The sequence below is a fragment of the Emticicia sp. 17c genome (genome assembly GCF_037153985.1).
Taxonomy (GTDB): Bacteria; Bacteroidota; Bacteroidia; order Cytophagales; family Spirosomataceae; genus Emticicia.
Map to the genome: position 1 here is coordinate 201116 of NZ_JBBAYI010000001.1, position 23534 is coordinate 224649.

Annotated in this window: 25 protein-coding genes; 16 read left to right on the forward strand and 9 right to left on the reverse strand. The window is 38.5% G+C overall.

Going from position 1 to position 23534, the window contains the following annotated elements; all coding sequences use genetic code 11:
- Positions 1-3 precede the first annotated feature (3 nt).
- The 3 genes from WAA15_RS00865 to WAA15_RS00875 all read left to right on the forward strand — a co-directional run bounded on the left by WAA15_RS00865 (position 4) and on the right by WAA15_RS00875 (position 1379).
- Positions 4-147 (forward strand): DUF5522 domain-containing protein, encoded by a 144-nt coding sequence (locus WAA15_RS00865; RefSeq protein WP_337041304.1) that lies wholly within the window; start codon positions 4-6, stop codon positions 145-147.
- A 90-nt stretch (positions 148-237) separates the two neighbouring features.
- Positions 238-477: a 50S ribosomal protein L28 gene (gene rpmB, locus WAA15_RS00870; RefSeq protein WP_116985525.1), complete on the forward strand. Its 240-nt coding sequence runs from the start codon at positions 238-240 to the stop codon at positions 475-477.
- Positions 478-563: 86 nt separating this feature from the next.
- Complete coding sequence (locus tag WAA15_RS00875) at positions 564-1379, forward strand: purine-nucleoside phosphorylase (protein WP_337040456.1); 816 nt, start codon at positions 564-566, stop codon at positions 1377-1379.
- A gap of 80 nt (positions 1380-1459) precedes the next feature.
- Here the strand turns inward: WAA15_RS00875 and WAA15_RS00880 are convergent, their stop codons facing one another.
- Positions 1460-2443, reverse strand: a complete 984-nt coding sequence (locus WAA15_RS00880) for a sugar phosphate isomerase/epimerase family protein (protein ID WP_337040457.1) — start codon at positions 2441-2443, stop codon at positions 1460-1462.
- 143 nt (positions 2444-2586) lie between these two features.
- On the opposite strand from WAA15_RS00880, the gene WAA15_RS00885 reads away from it, so the two are divergent.
- Positions 2587-3783, forward strand: coding sequence for a class I SAM-dependent rRNA methyltransferase (locus tag WAA15_RS00885; RefSeq protein WP_337040458.1), 1197 nt, complete (start codon positions 2587-2589; stop codon positions 3781-3783).
- A gap of 37 nt (positions 3784-3820) precedes the next feature.
- On the opposite strand, the gene WAA15_RS00890 is transcribed toward WAA15_RS00885, so the two are convergent.
- On the reverse strand, positions 3821-4330 hold the full coding sequence (locus WAA15_RS00890; RefSeq protein WP_337040460.1) for a phosphoheptose isomerase: 510 nt from the start codon (positions 4328-4330) through the stop codon (positions 3821-3823).
- 114 nt (positions 4331-4444) lie between these two features.
- On the opposite strand from WAA15_RS00890, the gene WAA15_RS00895 reads away from it, so the two are divergent.
- From WAA15_RS00895 to folB, 3 genes are all read left to right on the forward strand, one after another.
- Complete coding sequence (locus WAA15_RS00895; protein WP_337040461.1) at positions 4445-5350, forward strand: WD40 repeat domain-containing protein; 906 nt, start codon at positions 4445-4447, stop codon at positions 5348-5350.
- A gap of 162 nt (positions 5351-5512) precedes the next feature.
- A complete protein-coding gene (locus tag WAA15_RS00900; RefSeq protein WP_337040462.1) occupies positions 5513-7000 on the forward strand; it encodes a DivIVA domain-containing protein in 1488 nt (495 codons plus the stop codon).
- Between the two features lie 41 nt (positions 7001-7041).
- Entirely contained in the window at positions 7042-7422 is a 381-nt protein-coding gene (gene folB / locus WAA15_RS00905; RefSeq protein WP_337040464.1) for a dihydroneopterin aldolase, read from the forward strand.
- A 12-nt stretch (positions 7423-7434) separates the two neighbouring features.
- On the opposite strand, the gene WAA15_RS00910 is transcribed toward folB, so the two are convergent.
- Positions 7435-9426 (reverse strand): M1 family metallopeptidase, encoded by a 1992-nt coding sequence (locus tag WAA15_RS00910; RefSeq protein WP_337040465.1) that lies wholly within the window; start codon positions 9424-9426, stop codon positions 7435-7437.
- 181 nt (positions 9427-9607) lie between these two features.
- Between WAA15_RS00910 and WAA15_RS00915 the strand changes: the two genes are divergently transcribed.
- Together WAA15_RS00915 and WAA15_RS00920 are read left to right on the forward strand one after the other, a co-directional pair.
- Entirely contained in the window at positions 9608-10777 is a 1170-nt protein-coding gene (locus WAA15_RS00915) for an aldose epimerase family protein (protein ID WP_442892736.1), read from the forward strand.
- 313 nt (positions 10778-11090) lie between these two features.
- Complete coding sequence (locus tag WAA15_RS00920; RefSeq protein ID WP_337040467.1) at positions 11091-12548, forward strand: hypothetical protein; 1458 nt, start codon at positions 11091-11093, stop codon at positions 12546-12548.
- Positions 12549-12623: 75 nt separating this feature from the next.
- Here WAA15_RS00920 and WAA15_RS00925 read toward each other — a convergent pair whose 3' ends face one another.
- Both WAA15_RS00925 and WAA15_RS00930 read right to left on the reverse strand, forming a co-directional pair.
- On the reverse strand, positions 12624-13190 hold the full coding sequence (locus WAA15_RS00925; protein WP_337040469.1) for a DinB family protein: 567 nt from the start codon (positions 13188-13190) through the stop codon (positions 12624-12626).
- An 8-nt stretch (positions 13191-13198) separates the two neighbouring features.
- Positions 13199-13498 carry a GNAT family N-acetyltransferase gene (locus WAA15_RS00930; protein ID WP_337040470.1) on the reverse strand — a complete coding sequence of 100 codons (300 nt, stop codon included), beginning with the start codon at positions 13496-13498 and terminating at the stop codon, positions 13199-13201.
- Positions 13499-13797: 299 nt separating this feature from the next.
- Here WAA15_RS00930 and WAA15_RS00935 point away from each other — a divergent pair, with 299 nt between their 5' ends.
- The 3 genes from WAA15_RS00935 to WAA15_RS00945 all read left to right on the forward strand — a co-directional run bounded on the left by WAA15_RS00935 (position 13798) and on the right by WAA15_RS00945 (position 15324).
- Positions 13798-14139: a LytR/AlgR family response regulator transcription factor gene (locus WAA15_RS00935; protein WP_337040472.1), complete on the forward strand. Its 342-nt coding sequence runs from the start codon at positions 13798-13800 to the stop codon at positions 14137-14139.
- A gap of 354 nt (positions 14140-14493) precedes the next feature.
- The gene (locus WAA15_RS00940) at positions 14494-15093 is read left to right on the forward strand and encodes a DUF4142 domain-containing protein (protein ID WP_337040474.1); all 600 of its coding nucleotides are present in this window, start codon (positions 14494-14496) and stop codon (positions 15091-15093) included.
- A 36-nt stretch (positions 15094-15129) separates the two neighbouring features.
- Positions 15130-15324 (forward strand): DUF2188 domain-containing protein, encoded by a 195-nt coding sequence (locus WAA15_RS00945; RefSeq protein WP_337040475.1) that lies wholly within the window; start codon positions 15130-15132, stop codon positions 15322-15324.
- Between the two features lie 62 nt (positions 15325-15386).
- Here the strand turns inward: WAA15_RS00945 and WAA15_RS00950 are convergent, their stop codons facing one another.
- Positions 15387-16649 carry an asparagine synthetase B gene (locus tag WAA15_RS00950; protein ID WP_337040476.1) on the reverse strand — a complete coding sequence of 421 codons (1263 nt, stop codon included), beginning with the start codon at positions 16647-16649 and terminating at the stop codon, positions 15387-15389.
- A gap of 280 nt (positions 16650-16929) precedes the next feature.
- On the opposite strand from WAA15_RS00950, the gene WAA15_RS00955 reads away from it, so the two are divergent.
- The gene (locus WAA15_RS00955) at positions 16930-17283 is read left to right on the forward strand and encodes a YciI family protein (protein WP_337040477.1); all 354 of its coding nucleotides are present in this window, start codon (positions 16930-16932) and stop codon (positions 17281-17283) included.
- Positions 17284-17285: 2 nt separating this feature from the next.
- On the forward strand, positions 17286-18548 hold the full coding sequence (locus tag WAA15_RS00960; protein ID WP_337040478.1) for an RNA polymerase sigma factor: 1263 nt from the start codon (positions 17286-17288) through the stop codon (positions 18546-18548).
- Between the two features lie 47 nt (positions 18549-18595).
- Here the strand turns inward: WAA15_RS00960 and WAA15_RS00965 are convergent, their stop codons facing one another.
- The gene (locus tag WAA15_RS00965; protein ID WP_337040479.1) at positions 18596-20158 is read right to left on the reverse strand and encodes a M20/M25/M40 family metallo-hydrolase; all 1563 of its coding nucleotides are present in this window, start codon (positions 20156-20158) and stop codon (positions 18596-18598) included.
- Between the two features lie 278 nt (positions 20159-20436).
- On the opposite strand from WAA15_RS00965, the gene WAA15_RS00970 reads away from it, so the two are divergent.
- A complete protein-coding gene (locus WAA15_RS00970) occupies positions 20437-21678 on the forward strand; it encodes an ABC transporter permease (RefSeq protein ID WP_337040480.1) in 1242 nt (413 codons plus the stop codon).
- Positions 21679-21833: 155 nt separating this feature from the next.
- Positions 21834-22202 (forward strand): DUF2304 domain-containing protein, encoded by a 369-nt coding sequence (locus tag WAA15_RS00975; protein ID WP_337040481.1) that lies wholly within the window; start codon positions 21834-21836, stop codon positions 22200-22202.
- A 130-nt stretch (positions 22203-22332) separates the two neighbouring features.
- On the opposite strand, the gene secG is transcribed toward WAA15_RS00975, so the two are convergent.
- Positions 22333-22692 (reverse strand): preprotein translocase subunit SecG, encoded by a 360-nt coding sequence (secG, locus tag WAA15_RS00980; protein WP_337040482.1) that lies wholly within the window; start codon positions 22690-22692, stop codon positions 22333-22335.
- Between the two features lie 61 nt (positions 22693-22753).
- Positions 22754-23416 (reverse strand): tetratricopeptide repeat protein, encoded by a 663-nt coding sequence (locus WAA15_RS00985; protein ID WP_337040483.1) that lies wholly within the window; start codon positions 23414-23416, stop codon positions 22754-22756.
- Positions 23417-23534: the final 118 nt, after the last annotated feature.

The window sequence follows — 23534 nt, forward strand, 5'->3', positions numbered from 1 at the left end:
AAAGTGTTTGTTTCTTCACGCTTGCAGGAAGAAGACTACTATTTTGAAGGAGAATTAATGGTATTTACGGAAGCATACCATAAAAAAAGGGGGTATTGCTGCAAAAGTGGATGTAAACATTGCCCGTATGGATTCAAAAAAAAGTGAAAGTTACTTTTTTATTTCCGAAAAAAATACGAATTTTGCAGTCCCGTTTAAGGAATTATCTTTTTTTCATAGAAAATATTATATTAAGCAATGGCAAAGGTTTGTCAAATTACTGGTAAAAGAACGCAAGTCGGTAACAACGTATCGCACGCTAACAATAAAACAAAGCGTAAGTTTTTCCCAAATCTTAAAACTAAGAAATTTTTCTTAGAATCAGAAGGTGTGTGGGTATCATTGAAAGTTTCGACTTCAGCCCTTCGTACTATCAACAAAAAAGGCTTAGAAGCTACTTTGGTTGATGCAGCTCGCAAAGGTACATTGGCTTTGTAAGATATAGCTCGTTCGCAGATAAAAAAGCATGATTCCACGAATCATGCTTTTTTATTTTGTAATTTAGCTCACTAAAACCTATAACTATGCTGCGTTTAATAGAAGAATCAACAGCCTATATTCAATCAAAAACTGACAGTTTCAGACCTCAATTCGGAATTATTTTAGGTACGGGTTTAGGTAAACTTACCGACGAAATAGAAGTGGAGTTTGTACTCAATTATGCTGATATACCTCATTTCCCTTTAGCTACCGTCGAATTTCATAAAGGCAAGCTCATATTTGGTACACTTAGCGGCAAAAAAGTAGTTTGTATGCAAGGCCGTTTTCATTATTATGAGGGCTATTCGATGCAACAGGTTACTTTTCCGGTACGTGTAATGAAACTACTAGGAATCGAACGCCTGTTTGTATCAAATGCCGCGGGTGGGCTGAACCCACTCTTCAAGGAAAGCGACTTAATGATTATTGATGATCATATCTCACTTTTTTTGCCCGAAAATCCGTTAGTGGGCGAAAACATTATGGGAGACCGCTTCCCTGACATGAGCGAACCTTATGATATACACACCATTGAAAAAGCCTTGTTAATTGCTACTCAAAATGCACTTGAGGGTATTCATAGAGGCGTGTATGTGAGTGTTGCAGGGCCTAATCTGGAAACTAAAGCCGAGTATCGGTTGCTAAGAATGTTAGGGGCTGACGCCGTCGGAATGAGTACAGTACCAGAAGTAATTGTAGCAAGGCAAATGGATATACCAGTTTTCGGGATTTCAGTAATTACTGATATGGGGATTCCTGAAATTTTGCAAAAAGCCGAACTGAGTAGAATTCTAGAGGCTGCTCATAAAGCAGAACCCACCATGACATTCATGATAAAAGAACTAATAAAAACTTTCTAGCAAATAAGTCATTTGTTAAAAACGGGGCAGATGTACACGCATCTGCCCCGTTTTTATATAAAAATAGATAGGAATTTATTTTAAGCAAAAACCAGATTTTTCATATAGTTAGCATCTGCTTCGGCTGCTTTAAGTGGTGTAGTGCCATCGAAACGTTCCTGTTCTACAATAAAATATTCAACACCGTTTTGTTTTGCTACATTCAATAAATGCGGGAAATCTATTTTACCAGTTCCAACAATAGTAGAGAACGAGAATAACGGGTCGGTAACTTTTTCTTTCACAGTAATTTCTTTTACTTTATCGTCAGCCATTATATCTTTGACATGCACAAGACGGAAACGATTTTTGTATTTTTTCAACCATTCTTCAGGGTTTTCGCCTGCCGCAACTACCCAGTATAAATCAGCTTCAAAATCAACTAGTTTGGGGTCAGTACCTTCGAGCAGAATTGTCTGAGGCATAGTGCCATTGGCAAATTTCTTGAATTCAAAATTATGGTTATGGTAGGCCATACGTAAGCCAGCTTTAGCCGCTATTTCACCCTGACGGTTCAACCCTTCGGCTGCTTTCTTCCATTCATCTTCCTTCTTTAAATCACCAAGAAAAGGATTAATCAGGTATTTCATGCCAATACTTGCGGCATCGTCAACCAGTTTTTTAAATTCTCCTTCTTTTTCTTTTTTCATGGTGTACTCTTCGCTGCAATGGGTACTGATAAGGCTCGTGCCTAAGTCATCCATTAAGGTTTTAAATTCTTTGGCTGTCATGCCCCAGAAAACACCCTTATCACCTTGAAAACTCTCAATTTGTTTGTAACCATAGCTAGCCAATGCTTTCAGAACACCTTTAGGGTCTTTAGCCAAGTCTTCTTTAACCGTCCAGAGTTGAATACCAAATTCTTTAACCGAGGGGTCAATAAGCATCGATGATTTTGCTGTCGAATCAGCACTTTTTTCTTCTGTTTTTGATGAAGGCGTACATGACCATAACTCATTGGCTAATAGTGGAGTTGCCGCAAGCAGGCCTGTGTTACGTAGAAAATTTCGACGGTTTAGCTTCATAGTTATCTTATTAATATTAAGGGGTTAGAAACAAATACTGCTATCTGAAAAGAAGGTAAATGTAAATATAAAATTGTAAAAACGTTTCGTTTAGGGGCTATAATTTTCTTATTTTGTAAAAGGATTAGGAAAACAAAGAAGGCATGTACGCAAAAATTTTTTTACAAGCAGGCAAAGAGCAAGTCGTGAAAAGGCTTCACCCGTGGGTGTTTTCAGGAGCCATCGCTAAAATTGAAGGTAAACCCACCGATGGTGATACCGTAGAAGTATGTGATAAAAAAGGTGGGTATCTGGCTACCGGACATTTTTATAAAGGAAGTATAACGGTAAAGATTTTTTCTTATGAACAAGTGATAGTTGATGAGGCTTTCTGGTATCAGAAACTCAAAACAGCGTATGATATACGCCAGATACTGGTTGCGCAACATCAGACAGAAACCACCTGTTATAGACTAACGCACGGAGAAGGAGATGGATTCCCCGGGCTCATTCTTGATTATTATAATAATGTGGTAGTATTTCAGGCGCATACCATAGGTATGTGGCGTGAGAAAGAAAAAATAGTATCGGCCATTAAGCGTATTTATGCCGATGAACTATTGGCTATTTATGATAAAAGTACCGAAACACTGCCAGACGAGTTTGCCAAAACAGTAACTAATTCTTACCTGTTTTTGAAAAATGGCTTGGCAGTATCATTGCCTCATGAAGTAGCTGAAAACGGAAACAAGTTTCTGATTGATTGGGAAACAGGGCAAAAAACAGGTTTTTTCCTCGACCAACGTGACAACCGTAAGCTACTGGCAGAATATGCCAAAGGTAAAAAGGTATTAAATGCTTTTTGCTATTCGGGAGGGTTCTCGATTTATGCTTTAAAGGCTGGGGCCAATGATGTACACTCGGTTGATGTTTCAAAAAAGGCTATTGAACTGGTGAATCAGAACGTAGCTGCGAATGTCGGAGAAGTAAGTAACCATGAAGCCTATGCAGAAGATGTAATGAACTTCTTGAAAAAGAATGATCAGGTTTATGATTTGATTATTCTTGACCCACCTGCCTATGCCAAGAGTATTGCCAAAAGGCATCAGGCCGTGCAAGGTTATAAACGCCTGAATATAGAAGGAATCAAACGGCTGGCAAAAGGAGGGCTTCTGTTTACTTTCTCCTGCTCTCAGGTGGTAGACCGCGAACTTTTTTATAACACAATTGTTTCGGCAGCACTTGAAGTAGGCCGGCAGGTACGGGTATTGCATCATCTTTCACAGGGAGCCGACCACCCAGTTAATTTATTTCATCCCGAAGGGAGTTATTTAAAAGGGCTGGTATTACATATTGAGTAGGTACTTTGCAGGTTCAAAACCTGCAAAGTATTGTATATTAACGGCCGAAGTCATCCTGCACACGGACTATATCGTTTTCATCCGATGGGTTCTCAGGGTCTGTATGTTGCCATATTTCGGCAATAATACCCCATTGGTCTAAGCCTATCAGGCGGTGTCTTTCTCCTTGTTTCAAGTTAATAATTGTACCTAAGGCAAGTGTTTGTACGTCGTTTTGTTCGTCAGTATCGCTCGTTACAACACCTGCAATGCCACCTACTACTTTCCAGATTTCGGCTCTGCGGAAATGGTACTGCCATGACAGACGTTTGTGAGGAGCCACAACCAGAATTTTAGGGCTGAGTTTTTGGCCCGGAGCAAAATCATTGATACTTAAATGAGGAAAATAAGTTTTAATGAATTCAGGAGCCTGTTCTTCATTCAGAACGAAGAAGCCCCCCCAAGGGCGGCTCTGGTCTTGTGTGGCAATCTGAAAGCCTAAACCAGTAATTTCTTTCTCAACTTGAGTAAAAACAACATTTTTTTCTATATTTTCCGAAAAATTCATGTGATGCTACAATTAATTGAAATATTAAGAATTAGTTTTGCAGACAAAATTATAATAAATTGCTTATCCTTAACAAACAAATAAGTGCATGATTGTGAAAATCATGTAAAAGCCATGATTCAAGTTGAGAAAATAGATACCTTTAGCGGGCATCGTGACTGCGTATATGCCTTGGAAAAATCAGGTGATAAACATCGTTTTTTTTCAGCAGGAGGCGATGGCTTCGTAGTAAGGTGGAATCTTCAGAAACCCGACGTAGGCGAACTGATAGCCAAAGTAACAAATTCGGTTTATGCAATGGCCTATGTGCCAAAAGAAAACCACTTGTGGATAGCCCAGAATCAGGAAGGTATTCATGTAATTGACCTCGAAACCAAAAAAGAAATCCGTTCCTTAAAATTAGCCTCTGCTCTTTATTTTGATATTCAGTTCTATGACAATCAGGCATTTGTTGCCGGAAGCGATGGGGTAATATCAGTCATTGATGTTGAAAGTTTTGCTTTTCGGAAACACTTGAAAGCCGCTGATGTAAGTGTCAGGTGCTTGGCTATTAACCCCATTGAACGGGAATTAGCCGCAGGATATAGCGATAATACCATCAAAATTTTTGATTTAAAGAATTTTGAGCTAAAAAAAGTAATACCTGCGCATAACAATTCGGTCTTTACAATAAAGTATTCGCCCGATTTTACGTTATTGTTGTCGGGTAGTAGAGATGCCAGACTAAAAGTCTGGAACGCCGAGCAAGACTATAAACAGGAAGAAGAAATAGTGGCCCATACGTTTGCCATTAACCATCTGGCATTTAGCCCTGACGGGCATAGATTTGTAACTTGTAGTATGGACAAATCAATTAAAGTCTGGGATGCCAGCCAATTCAAATTATTAAAAGTTATAGATAGGGCCCGCCACGCAGGGCATGGCACATCAGTTAATAAAGTATGGTGGTCAGATTATGAGCAGCAGATTGTTTCATGTAGTGACGACCGTACGGTTTCGGTCTGGCAATTGCATGAATAAAATCAGGTCAAAACTAAATATGTGTTTACTGGTTATACTGAATAATGCCCTTTAAATCATATTCAAGATGCCGCCCAGGTATTGAAGAAAAAAGTTAAAAAAAGGAGTACCGATAGTTTTTTTATTATTTTTGCCTTAATAATTCCATAAAACATTGAAGAAATGAAAATTACACCGCTCGAAATACGCCAACATGAATTTGAAAAAACTTTCAGAGGCTACAATATCGAAGAAGTTGATAATTTTTTAGCAAATCTCTCGCAGGAGTGGGAACGCATACTTAACGAAAGCAAGATGCTGAGAATGCAACTTGAAATGGCCGAAAAAGAAGCCAGCAAACTTCGGGAGATTGAAATGACTTTGTTCAAGACTTTAAAAACAGCCGAAGATACCAGCACCATGATTACCGAGCAGGCAAATCAGCAGGCTGATAAATACTTGCAGGAGTCGAAGCAGAAAAGCGAACAAATTGTGCAGGAAGCTGAAGAAAAAGCCCGTGAAATTATACGCGAAGCCGAAACAAAAGCAAAATACATTAAAGAAGAAGTGCTTGGCGAAGTAAAACTGCTAGAAAGAGACTTCAAAGATATGGACCAGTATAAAAACAACTTACTGGTACAAATGCGCAGCCTTTCTATGGCCACACTTGAGCATGTAAAACGCTTTGAAGAGAAATTCAACAAAGAGGAGTTTGAAGAAAAATTCTCCGAAGCAAGTGCTATTCTTTCAGACAAAGAAACGCTTGAAGCAGAAGAATTGGAAACGCCGAACGTGCCTCAAACCGAAGCTATTGTTGAAGAAATTCAGGAAGAAACCGAGGAGATAGTTGAAGAAGTACCAGAAGTAGTTGAAGAAACAGAAACTCCCGAAATTGAAGAACCTATAACAGAAGAAGCTGAAAAAGAGGAGGAAGAAGAACCAGAAGAGCTACCGTCTGCTAATGATATTATAGAGGAAGGACCACAAGAAGAAGAACAGGAGCCAGAAGAGGATGAACAACCAATAGTGGAAGAATCAGTAGCCGAAGAGGAATTGGTTGAAAAAGCCCCAGTTGAGGAAAGAAAAACCGAAGACTTGTCGATTATTGAGGGTATTGGCCCTAAAATAGCCATGTTACTGTACGATTCTGGGATTTTTAACTTTAAAGACTTAGCATCTACACCAGTAGCCAGAATTCGTGAAATACTAGAAAATGCCGGACCTGCCTATGCCATGCACGACCCAAGTACTTGGGTAGAACAGGCGTTGTTAGCTGCAGAAGGGCGTTTTGAAGAACTTGACGAGATGAAAGAACGGCTAATAGGAGGAAGGGCAGTGGAAGATGTTGAAGAAAAAGCCATTGATAATAGCGTAGGTTTCTTTGACTCCATTGGTGAAACTGAAACAGAAGAAGTAGCAGAAGAACCCGTAGCCAAAATAGAAACGCCAAAAGTTGAACCGCCTAAAACAGCACAGGAAAACAACATTGAATCAATTACCGAGGAAATGCTCGAAAAGGTGAATAAAGTAAAAGCGGCTATCAGAAAAGCAATGGTTGAAAAAGCTGACTCGCCTGCTAAAGATAATACCCCGTTGCCAACAGTTAATGATATTATCGGTAAAAGTAATGAGAGCAATAGCGGTGGAGGGTCATTTTTTGATAATATCTAGAGCTTAATAAATATCACACAAAGTAATTGATACATAATAATATGGGAATTATCTCGCTTGAAGGACTGGAGTTTTTTGCTTATCACGGATACTATGATGAAGAGCAGAAAATCGGGAATAAGTATTCTATTGATATAGCCATTACGGCCGATTTAAATAGGGCAGCGCAAGAGGATAAGCTGAGATTAACCGTTAATTATGAAGTAGTATATACAATAATAGCCAATGTTATGAAAGAAAAACATCGGCTATTAGAGCATATAGCGTATAAAATTATTGAAGCTGTTAAAGAGCAGTTTCCTGAAATACAACAAATTACTGTGAATGTTTCAAAATTTAATCCGCCTATTGGTGGGGTTTGCGAACGTTCAAAAGTAACAATTACTACGCCTTTTAGCCTTCCTCCGGTAGAAGAAGGCTAAAAGATTAGCTTATCAGTTTGCTTGTGGCGAGCTATATCTTGCGGGTTTCCACTGATTATTTTTTGTATTCACGTCAGGCAATTTAGCATCTGGGTCAATCACAACTGACTCAATGGCTGAGGTTGACGGATACCTGAAACTCCAGCTACTACCACGTTGCCATATCTCTACTGGTAACTCTACCCGTTTACTTGTACCATTCGATTCCTTAATTTCTATGGTAACAGGCATTGGCATTTTTTCAAGGTTTTCAATCGTTATTACGGCACCTTTAGTGGCATCTTGTTGAATATAACTTACATCTTTTACACTCTGGTCAATTTTCCAGTCATTCACATACCAGCCTTTCCAGAACCAACCCAAGTCTTCACCTGCGGCATCTTCCATTGTTCTAAAGAAATCAAGCGGGGTAGGGTGTTTAAAAGCCCAGCGGTTTACATACTCCTTGAAAGCGTAATCGAAACGTTTTTCACCCAATACAATATCCCGCAGCATGGTTAAACCAAAACCGGGTTTCATGTAAGCAGCTAGCCCTAAATTATTACTTTGAATAACATCAGGGATATTTAAAATAGGGTCTCTGTCATAGAAATACGGGGCGTATTGGCGCACATTTTCTGGCTGATAATACTCTCCGTTATTGAAGTTTTTAGTTGAAAGCGTATTAATAAACGTATTAAAGCCTTCGTCCATCCAGCCATATTTTCTTTCATTAGACCCCACAATCATCGGGAACCAGTTATGACCAAACTCGTGATCGGTAACTCCCCATAGGCTTTCACCTTTATCTCTGTAATCACAGAAAACAATGCCGGGATACTCCATTCCGGCAACTACACCTGCAACATTCGTAGCCGATGGATAAGAATATTCATAGATATATTTAGAATAGAACTCAATACACCCTTTTACATATTCGGTTGAGCGATTCCAGCCATCGTTAGTTGCACTTTCAGTCGGATACACCGACTGCGCCAACGAAGTTTTTCCACTTGGCAGATTAATTTTGGCGGCATCCCACACAAATGATTTTGACGAAGCCCAAGCCACATCGCGTGCTTGTTTACATTTGAATTTCCAAGTTAGCGTGCCACTTGTACGAGGTCTTGATTTTTCGTCGCTAACTTCATCTTTACTTCTGATAACAACAGTTTTGTCGCTGTTTTTGGCTTCGTTCAGGCGTTTGATTTGCTCAGGCGTTAATACTTCACTGGCATTCGTTAGCTCGCCCGACCCTGCCACAATATGGTTCCATGGTACAGTTATATTGTATTCAAAATCACCATATTCCAGATAAAACTCACCAGCTCCGAGATACGGAAGGGTATTCCAGCCTTCAATGTCATCATAAACAGCCATTCGTGGATACCACTGTGCCATTTCATAAATAGTACCATTGCCTGTTTCCTGTTTTCCCATTCTATCAGAGCCATAACGAGGAATTTTGAAAGAATAACTAATCTTTATTTTTAATTCTTCTCCATTGGTGAGTGGCTCTGATAAACGTATCTGCATACGGGTGTCATCAATCAGGTGTTCGGCATAAACCGATCGGTTCGATGATTTTTTGCCAACCGTAACTTTTTTCTCGGCACTTACAAATTGTATGGCATAACCGCCATCAAAGCCCGTATTGCCGAAACGCCCGCCTGCAATAGCCGTTGTTTTGCCACCACGGGAGTTATCATTAAACTGGTTTTGGTCTAACTGTAACCAAACAAAAGGGAGTTTGTCGGGGCTATTGTTTTTGTAAGTGATTTCCACTTCTGCTGTAAGAGTATTGGCTGCTTCATCAAGCGTAGCATTGATTTTATAATCAGCTCTGTTTTGCCAGTACATGGGCCCGGGTGCGCCTGAGCCGCTCCGATAGGCAGTACCTGGCATAAAATTAAACAAAGGATTAAAAGCATCGCGATTGTCATATTTAGATACCGCCGGTGTTTGTGCCTGCGAAATCTGCGTAACAGCTAAAAGCCCTGCAATAAATAGCTTGCGTAGTTGCATATTTAGAAATAGGTATGATATTGGTTTATAAATTTGTTAAATAACGATGTTAAAACGGTAAAGATAGGGTTTTCGTTTAATGAACGAAGTTAAAATTCATAAATGTTTAAAGAAACAGGGTTTCAAATTAAGAGTTTTTGTGTAATATTGACAGTTTAAATCAACCCTCTCCATAACGAGCATGACTAATTTTAAAACTCAAACCAAATTAATTTGGGCAGTGCTGCTATTATCATGTTTTAGCATGGCCTGCCAATCTAAAAAGAGTGAAGATACAATGGAAACTACAAAAACATCTATTTTGAAAGAAGCGTGGGGGCAATTACCCGATGGCCAGAAAGTAAGCCTTTTTACACTTAAAAATGCCAAAGGTATGGAAGTGAAAATAAGTGATTATGGCGGATTAATTACCCATTGGACAGCCCCTGATAAAGATGGAAAATATGAAGATGTGGTACTAGGATATGACTCCCTAGCTGGGTATCTCAAGGCTAGCCCTTTCTTTGGGGCATTAGTTGGGCGTTATGGAAACCGTATTGCAAATGCAAAATTTACATTAGACGGAAAAACCTATAACCTATTACAAAATAACGGACCCAACCACTTGCATGGTGGAAAAATAGGTTTCGATAAAGTAGTCTGGAAAACAGAAGAACTACAAGACGGTAGAAATGGGCTAAAACTTAATTATGTAAGTAAAGATGGCGAAGAGGGGTATCCGGGTAACCTGAATGTTGAAATAACGTATGTTTTAACTGACGACAACGCACTGGAAATAAACTACACTGCTACTACCGATAAACCTACTGTTGTAAACCTTACTCAGCATTCTTATTTTAATCTTACAGGTGGAAAAACCGACCACCTCGGCCATGAGGTAATGATTAATGCCAATCATTTTTTGCCTGTTGACAAAACATTAATACCTACTGGCGAGTTAAAAGCTGTAAAAGGTTCTGTGTTTGATTTTACAACACCAAAAACCATTGGTAAAGGAATTGATGATACAACCGATGAGCAAATAAAAGTCGGCGGAGGCTATGACCATTGCTGGGTGCTGAATCAACCTAAAAAAGATTCATTAGTTTTGGCTGCTTCGGCGTATGAGCCAACAACTGGCCGTTTTATGGAAGTTTTTACAACTGAACCCGGAGTACAGTTTTATACTGGAAACTTTCTTGATGGCTCAATAACAGGTAAAAATGGCATAGTATATAAGAAGCGTTATGGATTTTGCTTTGAAACCGAACACTTCCCTGACTCGCCTAACCAGAAAGAGTTCCCGTCGGTTGTAGTACGCCCCGGCGAGACTTACAAAACAACAACTATTTACAAATTTTCAAGCAAATAATTAAAATAGTAAAGCATTTTTCAATAAAAGACTGTGTAAATTGTTCATTCCAGAAAAAAATACAAAAAATACAAAAGGCCCTGTAAGATTAAGCTATGAGTTTTTTGTTTTTAAATTAAATAATTACCATTTTTGCGAAAAAGAGTCTCACTATTGTTCTTTACAACACCTTTTAGAGGCCTATAATCACAAAACCTAATAGATAGAAAGGTTTTTCCCTGAAAACACTGGTTCTATCATCTTAATTTAAATAAATTATTTTTGTATCCGGTTGGATTAGAAATTTATTCAGACACTTTAAAAAATTAAAAAAATGAAAGCTCATTCATTTAGAATTCTCACACTTGTGGTATTATTACCGATGCTGGGTTTTGCGCAACAGAACCCTTCTCCCAATCAACAAGCCTCTCCTTGTAATTCATTACCTTATAAAGTGTTTCAAGGTAATGCCGATAAAACACCTGTTGTATTGAACAGACTCGGTACAAGCCCACAATTTGGAGAAATTCCTAGTCATACGTCACAATCTGCTTATAGCTACCTAAAAAAAGTATATCAAAAAAATCAGAAAGGAATTAAAAAAGAAATGGATGATTTATTGATTGCTCTTGGTTATACCGGATTCAAAGACCCTGCTTTTACGCCCGCTTCTATTACTCCTGAAATTCTTGCCAAAGGAGCTACTGGTTGGATGGGAGCTTATGCCAGAGGTCATAAATACGTATGGTCAATTCTTGGAAGAGACTTCGAAACTTTTAGAATCAAAGCAAAAACAGGCGAATGTTTCATTTATATCATGAAAAAATGCGGTAACGCGTTTTATATTCCTACGTATATTACTCCTCCGCCAGTAACTCCTCCAACTGTTTGTGTTGACCAACAAGTGAGCCTATCAGCTAAAGGTGAAATATCGAGTGGTGATGTAATGAATGCCAGCAAAACAATGGAAATCGTAGCTGTAAATGGTCAGAAAGGTCTTTGCATTGGTTCATATCCAGTATCTTACCGTGCTACTTACGATTTTAATGTGAAAGGCGAAATGTCTTATGCTAAGACAATTCCGGTTTGTGTAGAAGGCAATGCCGCACCAGCACCAATCAACCTGACTTTGCCTTTGAACCTTGATTACAAAATTACAAAACAAGATGTGTCGGTAGGTGAAGGTGATAAAATTTACCTGAACGTTGATGAAAAACAATTTAAAGCACTAAGCAAAGCCTACAAAGCTTGCGACGTGGCTGCAAGTACTACAAGTACTGCTACTCAAACAATCGAGAAAAAAGTATTGTCTGAGAACCCAACAGATGTAACCATCGGAACAGCAGGTGCAGCTAAATGTGCTGACCAGAAAGTTAACTTCATTGGTAAGTCTGAAATTCAGGATGGTAGCATTAAGAGTGCAACACCAAGCGTAACTATTATTGGAGTTTACAAAAAAACAGGTAAATTGGCCAAAGGGGAAATGCCAGAAAAATACCTTTGTTTAGGTTCATTCTCAGTACCTGTTAAATCAAGCTATGAAGTAGTTACTTCTGGTTTAAGCAATGTATCGAAAATCTTCAGAGTGTGCGATGCTAACGGTAATCCACTTCCTGACCAAAACGTTAATATTCCGGTTAAGTTAGATTATAAATTTACAAAACAAGATGTAATGGTAGGCGACTATAATAAACTATATGTTAGCCTTGACGAAAACCAATACAAAAAACTAAGCAAATCTTACAACCGTTGTTGTAAAGATGGCAAAGAAGGTTCTTGTGTTGAGAAATAATAACTTCTACTACAATAAACGCCCCTGTAAGTTAACCTTGCAGGGGCGTTTTATTTGGTAAATAAATGTATTTCTTTACCAGCCTATGTATCCGATTGGCGTAATGCCATTCAGGCGTAAGTAACAGATGGCTTGCCCACGATGATGAATAATGTGGTTTTCGAGTGCATAAAACAAACGCCAAACCGGAATTTTATCACCAGCATAATTTTCAAGCTGTGTAAGTTTTTCAGGCTTGGTTTCTAGAATTGTTTTTTCAACCCAAGCGTAAAAGCCTTTCAGTTCGTTTTCAAGTTCAGTTTTCGATAGTTTAGCCCAGAACCCATTCTGCTTTTCTTTTTCATCGTAAGGGTTCGGAATGTTTAACCGACCGCATATCTGCGCCGTTGTAAAAGTAATGCAATGCACAAACTGCGTACGGAACGAAAAAGATTCGGGCGTATACTTAAACTCAAATTTATCTTCAGGCATCTGATTGAATATTTTCAGCGTATAGTCAAGCGAGCTTTTCCATGCAGCCGAAAACTCTTCTTTGAAACCTAATAAATCTTTATTGGTTTTATCCTGAGCTTTAGCTAAAACGGGTATCCCCACCATTGTTCCCAACAACGATTTAAGGGCTTTTTTTCTGGATATTTTCATGTTATATCTTACAAGTCAAAAGCTGGTACAAGTAAATGTTTGTAGGTATCATAATGTTTACGCATATAGGCTGCCATAAACGGGCAAAGTGGTCTTATTTTCAAGCCATTTTCTTCGGTATAGGTTAGGGCATTTTTTGCTAGTAAACTTCCTAAACCTTTGCCTTCAAGCGATTCGGGTACTTCTGTATGTGTAATAATTACTTCAGTTTTGGTCTGAATATATTCCTGATAAGCCATGTACTCGCCAATATGGATTTCAAATCGGCTCTCTTCCTGATTATTGATAACTTCTGGTAAATGCTCCATAGTAAAATATCGTGTTTAAAAGTGCTTAAAATTACAGATTTTTCCTGTAAACCAAGAGTTAATCATGCTAACACTTTAATAAATAGGCAGGATAAACAATAATAAAGCACTTGATTAATTTTTTGCTATCTGATTTTTAACAAAAAAAATAGCACATTACTTTAGCCATATACGTAGTAAAACCGATAAATATTTATAAAAAAGAGCTTGTTTCTGCTAATGTTTTATTAATTTAGTAAAAATTTGCTTTTTAAAAGTGAATTTTTACTTTATCAATTTCCATGAAAACATACTTTCCAATGAATCAAACATCCATGCTACGTTTTTTAAGCGGAGGTAAATCGAAGTATATCCGCCCCGATGAAGTCATCTTCCTCGAAAGTAAAATTAACTATACTATTCTTTATCTTACGCAAGGCCGAACTTTGCTAAGTGCCAGAAACCTGCAAGTCTATGAAAATAAGCTTATGAGTTTACCGTATTTTTTCAGAATACACCGCGGAGTTATTATTAATATGCACTATGTTGAAAAAATAAAATTAGAAAAGGTAAGTGGTTCGGTTTATCTCAACTCTGGTGAAGAATTACTGATTTCCAGAAGACGAATTAAAGACTTTCAAGCCAGATTTATGCAAGCCTGAAAAAATAAAATCAACTCAGGTCAAGAGAAACATAGCTCTGGCCTGAGTCATTTTTGACCAATTTTGTACTTATCTCCCTATTGTTGGGGTATTAAATCCACTATCTTCTCACAAAATTCTGTCTTGTTCTCGCATTTCTTAAAATAATTTTTCAGTAAAATTTAAGATTTTGTGTAGTGTAAATTCCCCATCATTTGTGATATACCACCGCTTAATTAGTTTTTATGTTTGTTGTAGGTTCAATTACTCAAAATAAGCACAGTAAAACGTACCTCATTATATAGTAATTTTAAGTTTTGGCACAGCTTTTTAAGGATTTATATCAATAGTATTCACTAAAATCCTTTTTTTATCATGAAAACTAAAAATGTTTTATTAGGCACAGCCATCGTTTTAGCTCTTGGTGTGGCTGCATGTAATTCAAATTCAACAAGTGAAAACGTAAAAGATTCAACTGAAAAAATGAATAATGAGGCTATTGATGCCACTGCCTCAACTGACTCAATGGCAAGAGCGCAAAAAGAAGATGCCGAAAACCTTGTTGAAATCGCCAGCGGCGGAATGATGGAGGTTGAGCTAGGAAAAATAGCCTTGCAAAAAGCTACCTCACCTAAAGTGAAGAAATTCGCACAGATGATGATAGACGACCATACAAAGGCTAACAACGAACTTAAAACGTTGGCAGAAAGCAAAAGTATAGTTTTGCCGGCTTCTCTTACCGACGAACATCAGAAAATGATTAATGATGTGTCAGAAGAAAATGGTAAAAAGTTCGACAAAAAGTATATGAACATGATGCTAGATGACCATAAAAAAGATGTTGACAAATTTCAGAAGTTGGCCGACAAAGGGAATGATGCTGATATAAAAGCATTTGCTGCTAAAACGCTGCCTGTGTTGATTCATCATAGAGAAGAGGCAGAAAAACTAGAGAAAATGACAGACAAGATGTAATAACAGAAACGATAGTTTCTTTTAAACAGCAAGATTATGCCTTGGACAAAATCTGATTATCCGCCATCCTTGAAGAATCTTTCGGCGCCAGTCAGAAACAAAGCTATTGAAATAGCTAATGCGTTACTGGAAAATGGCCGTGAAGAAGGCTCTGCTATTGCCATTGCAACTTCTAAAGCAGAAGAATGGGCAAAAAACAGAAATAAAAAAGTGAAAAAAGCAGATGCTTGATTTACTTACTAAGGATATAAAAAAGCTCGCTAAATTTCAATTAGCGAGCTTTTTTATATTTGTCAGGTTTTTAGCTTCTTTTTCTTAGCTGCCGGAAACAATACATTATTGAGAATTAAGCGATAACCCGCCGAGTTAGGATGAAGATTCAGGTCGGTGGGTTCTTCACCTATGTAGTGTTGATAATCTTCGGGGTCATGGCCGCCATAAAACGTCCAGAATCCTTTACCTGCCGTACCATGAATGTAACGAGCCTCGCCTAACGAACGGTTTTCGGCCATTGTAATCACATCGGGTTTAATATATTGCTTTTTAAAGGCCGTTGTCTGGCCCATAAAGCCTTTAATAAGGTTTACATGGTTTTGTGTAAGCATAGTAGGGACGGGGTCCCATTTGGCCGAAAACTGAAACAGTGAAAAATAATCATTGTTCTCGTTTACTCCTCTTTCTTCCTGTTGGCTGTCGATTGTAGAAAACTCAAGTTCATAAGGGTTCATGTATAGCCTGAAATTCTGAAAGGCAAAACAATTTTCAAAGTTGAGTTTTTTATCAGCGTTAGCGTCGGCACCATCACCATCATAAGGCGATTCTACAATATCAATACCATCGGCTGCCAGTGCAATATCAAAAGTATCGGTGGCGTTACACATGGCAAACATATAGCCGCCTCCAAATACAAAATCTCTTATTTTCTTTGATACAGCCAGTTTTAAATCAGGAATTTTCTGGAAATTATACTTTCGGGCAATAGCTTCTGCCTCCTGTTTCTGGTCTTGGTACCATGCTTGTCCGCGGAGCCTTAAAAACTTACCGAACTGTCCTGTAAAATCTTCATGATGCAGGTGTAGCCAATCATATTCGGGTAATTTATTCTCCAGTACTTCCTCATCAAAAATCTTGTCATAAGGTATTTCAGCATACGTTAGTACCAATGTTACGGCGTCGTCCCACGGTTGGGTTGATTTGGGCGAGTAAACCGCAATTTTAGGTGCCTTATTGAGCTTAACGGCATCCATGTTGGCATCGGGAGAGGCTATAAGAGCCAGAATCGACTGTGATTCAGCATCTGAAATCATTTCATAGCTAACGCCACGAATCACACATTCATTAATATAACTCTGAGAAGCATCAAACAAGAAACTACCACCACGGTAATTAAGCAACCATTCAATCTCAACATTATGTTCTTTTAGTAGCCAGAATGCAATTCCGTAAGATTTCAAGTGGTTCTTCTGTGTTTCATCCATTGGTATCAGAATCTTATTAGCAAAGACCTGCGAAACCATCGATAAACATAATGTTATTAAAACAAGTGCTTTCTTCATGTGTAATTAATCCGAATTAGTTTGAAAATATGCCTGAATGTATTTTTTTGCAGAGCCATAAATGCCTCTTTCAATAGTGTGCATTCAGAAACATATTTACCATATTATAGCAATCTTTATACCAAGTAACGAAAAAAAGCTATTGTTATTGAAAAGATAAGCTGTTTGATTTTACAGCTTAGAGCAATTTAAAAAAAAATTTTGAATTGTTGTCCAAAAACAGGAATTTGGTTCGTCTTCAGGGAAAAATTTAATTTATAACTATTAAAAACAAAAAATCATGGAAAAGTTCATGCTTATTTTTCGTAACACTTTAGATGTTGAATCTACTTTGGAAAATCTTTCACCTGAAGACATGCAAGCCGAATTACAAAAATGGAATACATGGATTGGCGGTATAGCCGCACAAGGTAAACTCATTGCCACAGATGCACTTTACCCGACAGGCAAGCAGGTAAAAGGAGCTAGTCATTTGGTAACTGATGGCCCTTATACTGAAGCTAAAGAAATTATCAGTGGCTATATGCTCTTAAAAGCTGATTCGATAGAAGAAGCCATTGAGTTGTCGAAAGGTTGCCCAATGTATGAATACGAAAGTATTGTTGAAGTAAGACCTATCCAGAATTTTGAATAGTCTTGACCGACCCAATTAAATACGAACAGGTTAATCAGCTTGTCAGTCATCTTTTTCGTCATGAGGCGGGAAAGATGACTGCCGTATTAGCTCGTATGTTTGGTTTTGACCGCATCGAAATTGCTGAGGATATTGTGCAAGATACTCTTTTGAAAGCCTTGAACGAATGGCGGCGGCAAATTCCTGATAACCCCTCGGCATGGCTGTACAGAGTAGCTAAAAATCAGGCAGTAGATATAATCAGGAAAGAAAAAAACTTTTCAGAGCTAAGTACCGAACTAGCTTATTTAGCTGAAAACGAAGCAAATGAGCTAAATAAAATGTTTCTGGAGAACGAAATTCAGGATAGCCAGCTTCGGATGTTGTTTGCGTGCTGCCATCCAGCTGTTTCGCCCGAGTCACAAATTACATTAAGTCTCAAGATATTAGGTGGCCTTAGTGCATCCGAGATAGCCAGGGCTTTTCTTACAACCGAAGATACCATTAATAAAAGACTGTATCGGGCAAAAGAAAAACTCCGTAATGAAAATATTATATTAGAAGTGCCTATGGCAAATGAGTTGGCTGGTAGGCTGGAAACTGTCTTGAAAATTATTTATCTTATTTTTAATGAAGGTTACAGTTCTGCTCACCCCGACCAACTTATTCGTCATGATTTGTGTGAAGAAGCAATCCGAATGGGTTTGCTGCTGACACGTAATACGCTAACAGATAGCCCTAAAACTTATGCACTTTTAGCCTTGATGTGTTTTCAGACTGCCCGCTTTCCGGCAAGGCTCGACGACAAAGGACTTATTGTATTACTCAAAAATCAGGACCGTAAACTCTGGGATAAATTCATGCTGGCAAAAGCGTATGAGTTTTTTAGTAAGTCAACGGCAGGGAACGAAATAACAGAATACCATATTGAAGCGGCCATAGCCTCTTATCATGCCTCAGCACTAACTTTTGAGCAAACTAACTGGGAGGTGATTTTTCGTTTGTATAATTTACTGGCCGATATAAAGCCAGGACCATTTGTATACCTGAATCGTGCTATTGTCAGGAGTTATGTATCAGGAGCCAGAGCGGCTTTAGAAGACCTTGAAAGGCTCAGCGATTTAAACCAACATTATTTATATCAGACTGCTAAAGGAGATTTCCTTCTGGAATTAAAAGAATATTCGGCTGCAAAACAGTGCTACGAAAAAGCCTTGATACTGGTCGAGTCAGAGCCAGAAAGAAAACTGCTACAACAAAAACTAGCCGATATACACAAACAATAATGGGGCTGTTAACCCCATTATTAATCCAATAAATATTATATTTAATGTTAGTCAAGCCCACCTTTACGGATAGGTGAACGTTTGGCAGGCCATGTGCCTTGCTCGCCTTTTTCATTGAAAGGTAAAACACTTTTTTCGGTAGAGGTTCTGTTAGGGTCTTCGCTCGCCTGATAAGCCAAAATAGCCGCCAGAATAGCATTGTTACGCACATCATCAAAAACGATTTTATCGTAAGTATCACGATTAGTATGCCATGTATATGTGCCATACGACCAGTTTAATGAACTTAGCGAAAAACCGGGCGCGCCCGCAGCCACAAATGAAGCGAAGTCAGACCCACCACCACCTGGCGCACCGGGGAATCGGGTTTCAAGCCCTTTTTTGTAGTCGGCCGGAACTTTAGACAACCATCTTCCTATATATTCATACGCGTGCAAATACCCTTGTCCTGTAATATTAACTACACGCCCAGTGCCGTTGTCCTGATTAAATAAAGCCTGAAGGTTCTGAACAATTTCAGGGTGGTCTTCCACAAATGCTCTCGAACCATTTAAACCTTGTTCTTCGCTACCCCAATGGCCTACCAGAATCGTTCTTTTAGGGTTAGGGTAATATTTCTTTAACAGGCGCATGGCTTCCATCATAACAATTGTTCCGGTTCCGTTATCGGTGGCACCTGTGCCGCCATCCCATGAGTCAAAATGAGCCGATAGCATTACGTACTCATTTGGTTTTTCAGTACCTTTAATTTCTGCAATGGTATTAAAAGTAGGCATAACACCTAATTCTTTCGAATCGGCACGCACGCTTATTTTAGGTTTAATGCCCGACTCCGTAAGGCGGTAAAGTAATCCGTAGTCTTCCAGTGCGATGTCAACAGTAGGAATATTTTTAGTATTAGCACCAAAAATCTTATTAGCTCCAAAGCCCCTCGACCAATAGCACATTACAATGCCCACCGCCCCTGCTTTTTCTAAAGCCAATGGTAGGGTGCGGGTATTATAACCTGTTTTACTGATACGCTTATTCCAAGCCTCAGTTTGGGCGTTACGTTCGGCTTTCATTTTCTCAACAGATTCTTTTGTTCCGAACTCTTCCCAGTTGTAGTCGGGTCGGCCCGTCGGCTGATTCATAGAAATCATTACGAATTTGCCTTTGGCATTTGGTAACCATTTCTGAAAGGCCACCGAATCGGCAAGGTCAGGAATAATAACTACCTCGGCTGTAACGGCTTTTCCGCCTGTACTTGGGCTCCATGCCAGTTGCATACCTTCAAGTGATTTAACTCTTGGATACACCATGTCGATATGAGACACCCCTCTTTCCCAGCCGCGCCATTCGCCCCATTTTTCATTTTTGGCCGATATACCCCATTCTTTATATTTGGCAACAGCCCAGTCGTGTGCTTGTTGCATTTGTGGAGACCCTACCAAACGTGGGCCGATACCATCCATTAACTCGTGAGCAATTTTTTCGAGCTGAGAATTTTCATTAGCTTCTTTAATAATGTTAGCAATAACAGGGTCTTTTATAGCCTCTTTGCTCTGTGCAAACACAATAGAGCCTGAGAGCATCAGACCAGCAGTAAGAAAACGGACTGTTTTTTTCATGAAGAGAATAATGTTTGATGATGTTTTAATAGAGCTAAATTAAGCAATTATAAATTTGTTTGATTAAATTACCCTAAAAGTATCAAACCCAACATTGTTTCTGACCGAAAAGAGACGATTCGTCTAAAAATAATGATAAACGGCTGAATCAGTACCTCACTGGTTTGTAGGTTTCAAAACTCTTGTTGAACTTTGTAAGCAGAAATATATTACGTATTTATATGAGCGATGGCTAATATAAATCGCCTGTTTTCTCTATTATTCAAGCAATTTGCCAAATGAATTTACAAGAAAATGTTCGGGAGGGGCTTCGGTCAATCAAAGGAAATATGCTCCGTACAGTGCTTACGGCTCTGATTATTGCTATTGGTATTACGTCGCTGGTTGGAATCCTGACGGCTATTGATGGAATGCAAAGTTCTGTTGATAATAGTTTTGCCGGACTAGGTGCCAACTCGTTTGATATTAAAGGGCCAAGGCCATGGAGACGCAGAAGTGGGGGGGTAGAAGATAAGGATTTTCCGCCGATAGACTACCGTCAGGCAAAACTTTATAAAACCTTGTTTCAGGGCAAAACACCTGCCAGTATCAGTATTTATGCCAGTATTACTGGGGCAGCTCAACTAAAATATAAATCGGTAAAAACGAACCCTAATACCTTAATTAGGGGCATTGATGAAGACTTCCTGAGCATTAAGGGCTATAAATTGCAAGCTGGTAGAGACATCAATAAAAATGATATTGATTTTACCAACAACGTGGTAATATTGGGTAGTGAAGTGGCTACGTTGCTTTTCCCTAAAGAGAATCCTATCGATAAAGATATAACCCTGATGGGTTTACGGTTTAAAGTAATAGGTGTGCTTGAAAAGAAAGGAAGTATTACTGGCGGAGGCGACGACCGTGTGGCGTTAGTTCCGCTCGAAACAGGCAGGCAGATTGCAGGTAACCGTACCCTTACATTCGATATTACTACCTCTGTTCCGAATGTTTCTGACATGGATTATATTTTAGGAGAAGCAGAGGCAATTATGAGAAGAGTAAGGAAAGACCATGTTGGTAAGCCAGACTCGTTTGAGATAGAACGTTCTGATGCGCTTGCAAAAAACTTTTCAGAAGTTACAGGGTATCTGAGAGCAGGAGGTTTTGGTATAGGTATTATTACGCTATTAGGGGCAGCTATTGCCTTGATGAACATCATGATGGTATCGGTTACTGAGCGTACAAGAGAAATCGGTATCAGAAAAGCAATTGGAGCTACTCCTTTTAAAATACGTTTGCAATTTTTGATGGAAGCAATTGTAATTTGTATTCTTGGCGGAATCGGCGGGATTATCATGGGTATATCAATCGGCAATGTGATAGCCAAACTTATTAGCGATAAAAGTAGCTTTATTGTACCATGGGGATGGATGCTGATGGGAATCATTGTGTGTGTAGCAGTAGGAATTATCTCTGGTATTTATCCGGCCTATAAAGCCTCAAAGCTGGACCCTATCGAATCACTTCGTTATGAATAAATAAAATAATAAATAAAGGCATCTGTAAGTAGGAGAGAAGCATCTCTTTAATTACAGATGTTTTTATTTAGGGCTGCCTGAAAACATCATATTCAGTAATAATTATTTACTTTTACTTCTCAAGTAGGTAATTGTTATTGTAATCTTCACTCATTATGGCACGAATCCAGATTATAACCATTATAATTAATTTCTTTTTCTTGTTGTCTATTGCCCGGCTCATAGTTAAGGGAAAGCTAAGGGAAGAATATGCAATCGTCTGGCTGATATGCACAGTTTTTCTCGGGATTTTTTCAATATGGCGTAACGGGCTTGAGGTTCTGTCAAAACTTTTTGGAGTCTATGAGGCCCCTAATCTGGTTTTTACAGGATTTATATTTATTATTCTCGTTTATTTGCTGCACCTATCAATAGTTAATTCAAAATTGCAAAAAAACTTAACCAAACTGGCACAGGAAATAGCCTTACTAAAGCAGGAAAAAGAGCAAAAAACAAAGCAGGATACAGAAAATACAGCAAATTAAAATAAGCTAGCCAAAGCAATACTTTTATTAAGGCATTAGAAAAAGATTAAACACAATTTTTGAATCAGATATATGTCAAAAAGCCCTGATAAGTTTCTCTTTCAGGGCTTTTAATTATGCTTAATGAGTATTATTTCTGAGGTTGAGCAGGCGTTGTATTAGCCGGAGTAGTTGCAGGAGCAGGCGTTGTAGCTGGAGCCGGAGTTGTTTTCGGGGCTGTCTGAGATTTCTCAACATTCAGGCCGTTATCCTGATTAGCTCCGTTTTTATTAACAAACACACCTGATACCAGAGTTCCTACAATGATAAAAGCGAAGAAACCCCAGGTAAGCTGTTCTAATAAATCACCTGTACGTTGCACACCAAACATTTGTGAGCCAGCACCACTAAATTCGCTTGATATGCCACCACCTTTTGGATTCTGAATTAATACGATTAAAACTAATAAAATGGCAACAATAACCATCAAAACTAAGATTGTAGTGTACATCTTTTCAATTTAAAATTAACTTTGAACAATGATTTATCTCGAAATAAAGATACTTTTTATCTCAGAGGCGTTTTTTTTCTAATTCAACTATTTTTGCTGCAAAGTAAGTACTTTTTTCGGGATTTTTTGCAATAAGTTTATGATAAACTTCTATGGCTTGTTCAAACCTGCCTTGCCGGTATAAAATTTTAGCATAGCTTTCGGTTAAAAGCGGGCCTTTAAGGGTAGTACTACGTTCACTAAGGTCTTCCACTTCTTCGCTAATACTATCTGGCCTGATAGGCTGAATACGAGGTTCTTTTTTAATGAATTGTTCAATAATAGCCAATTGTTCGTCCTGAATATTTCTTAAAGCAGGTTTGGCGATGGATTCTATCAGTTCTTCTTCCAATTTTTCACGATTTAATTCTTCTTCAATAGAATCAGGCGAAAATTTTACTTCAATGGGGGTATCAACAAGTCTGGCAGTAATGTTGGAGTTCCAGTCAATATCATTTTCAATTACTTTTCTTAACGCATTTCGGCTTAGGGCATAAATAGCGGCTTTTCTGATGGCATCGTGTGCAATTTCAGGTGCTTTGGTGTAGATGCCCTTTGCAATAAGTGTATAGCCCAATTGAAAATATGGATACTTTTTTGTCATATTCTCCATGAGCATAATATCGTTAAGACTTAAAGTCTGGGGATTATTGAGAAAGTCGATAAAGTTATTCTTGTCAAGCATTTGTAAGCACGTTTTAATAAAAACAATTAGGGATATAGTAACTTATAGGGATTTGGTAAGCCAAATTTATGAATAAAACACTAAATTTCACTACTTGTTTATGGCTTATTTTTGTATA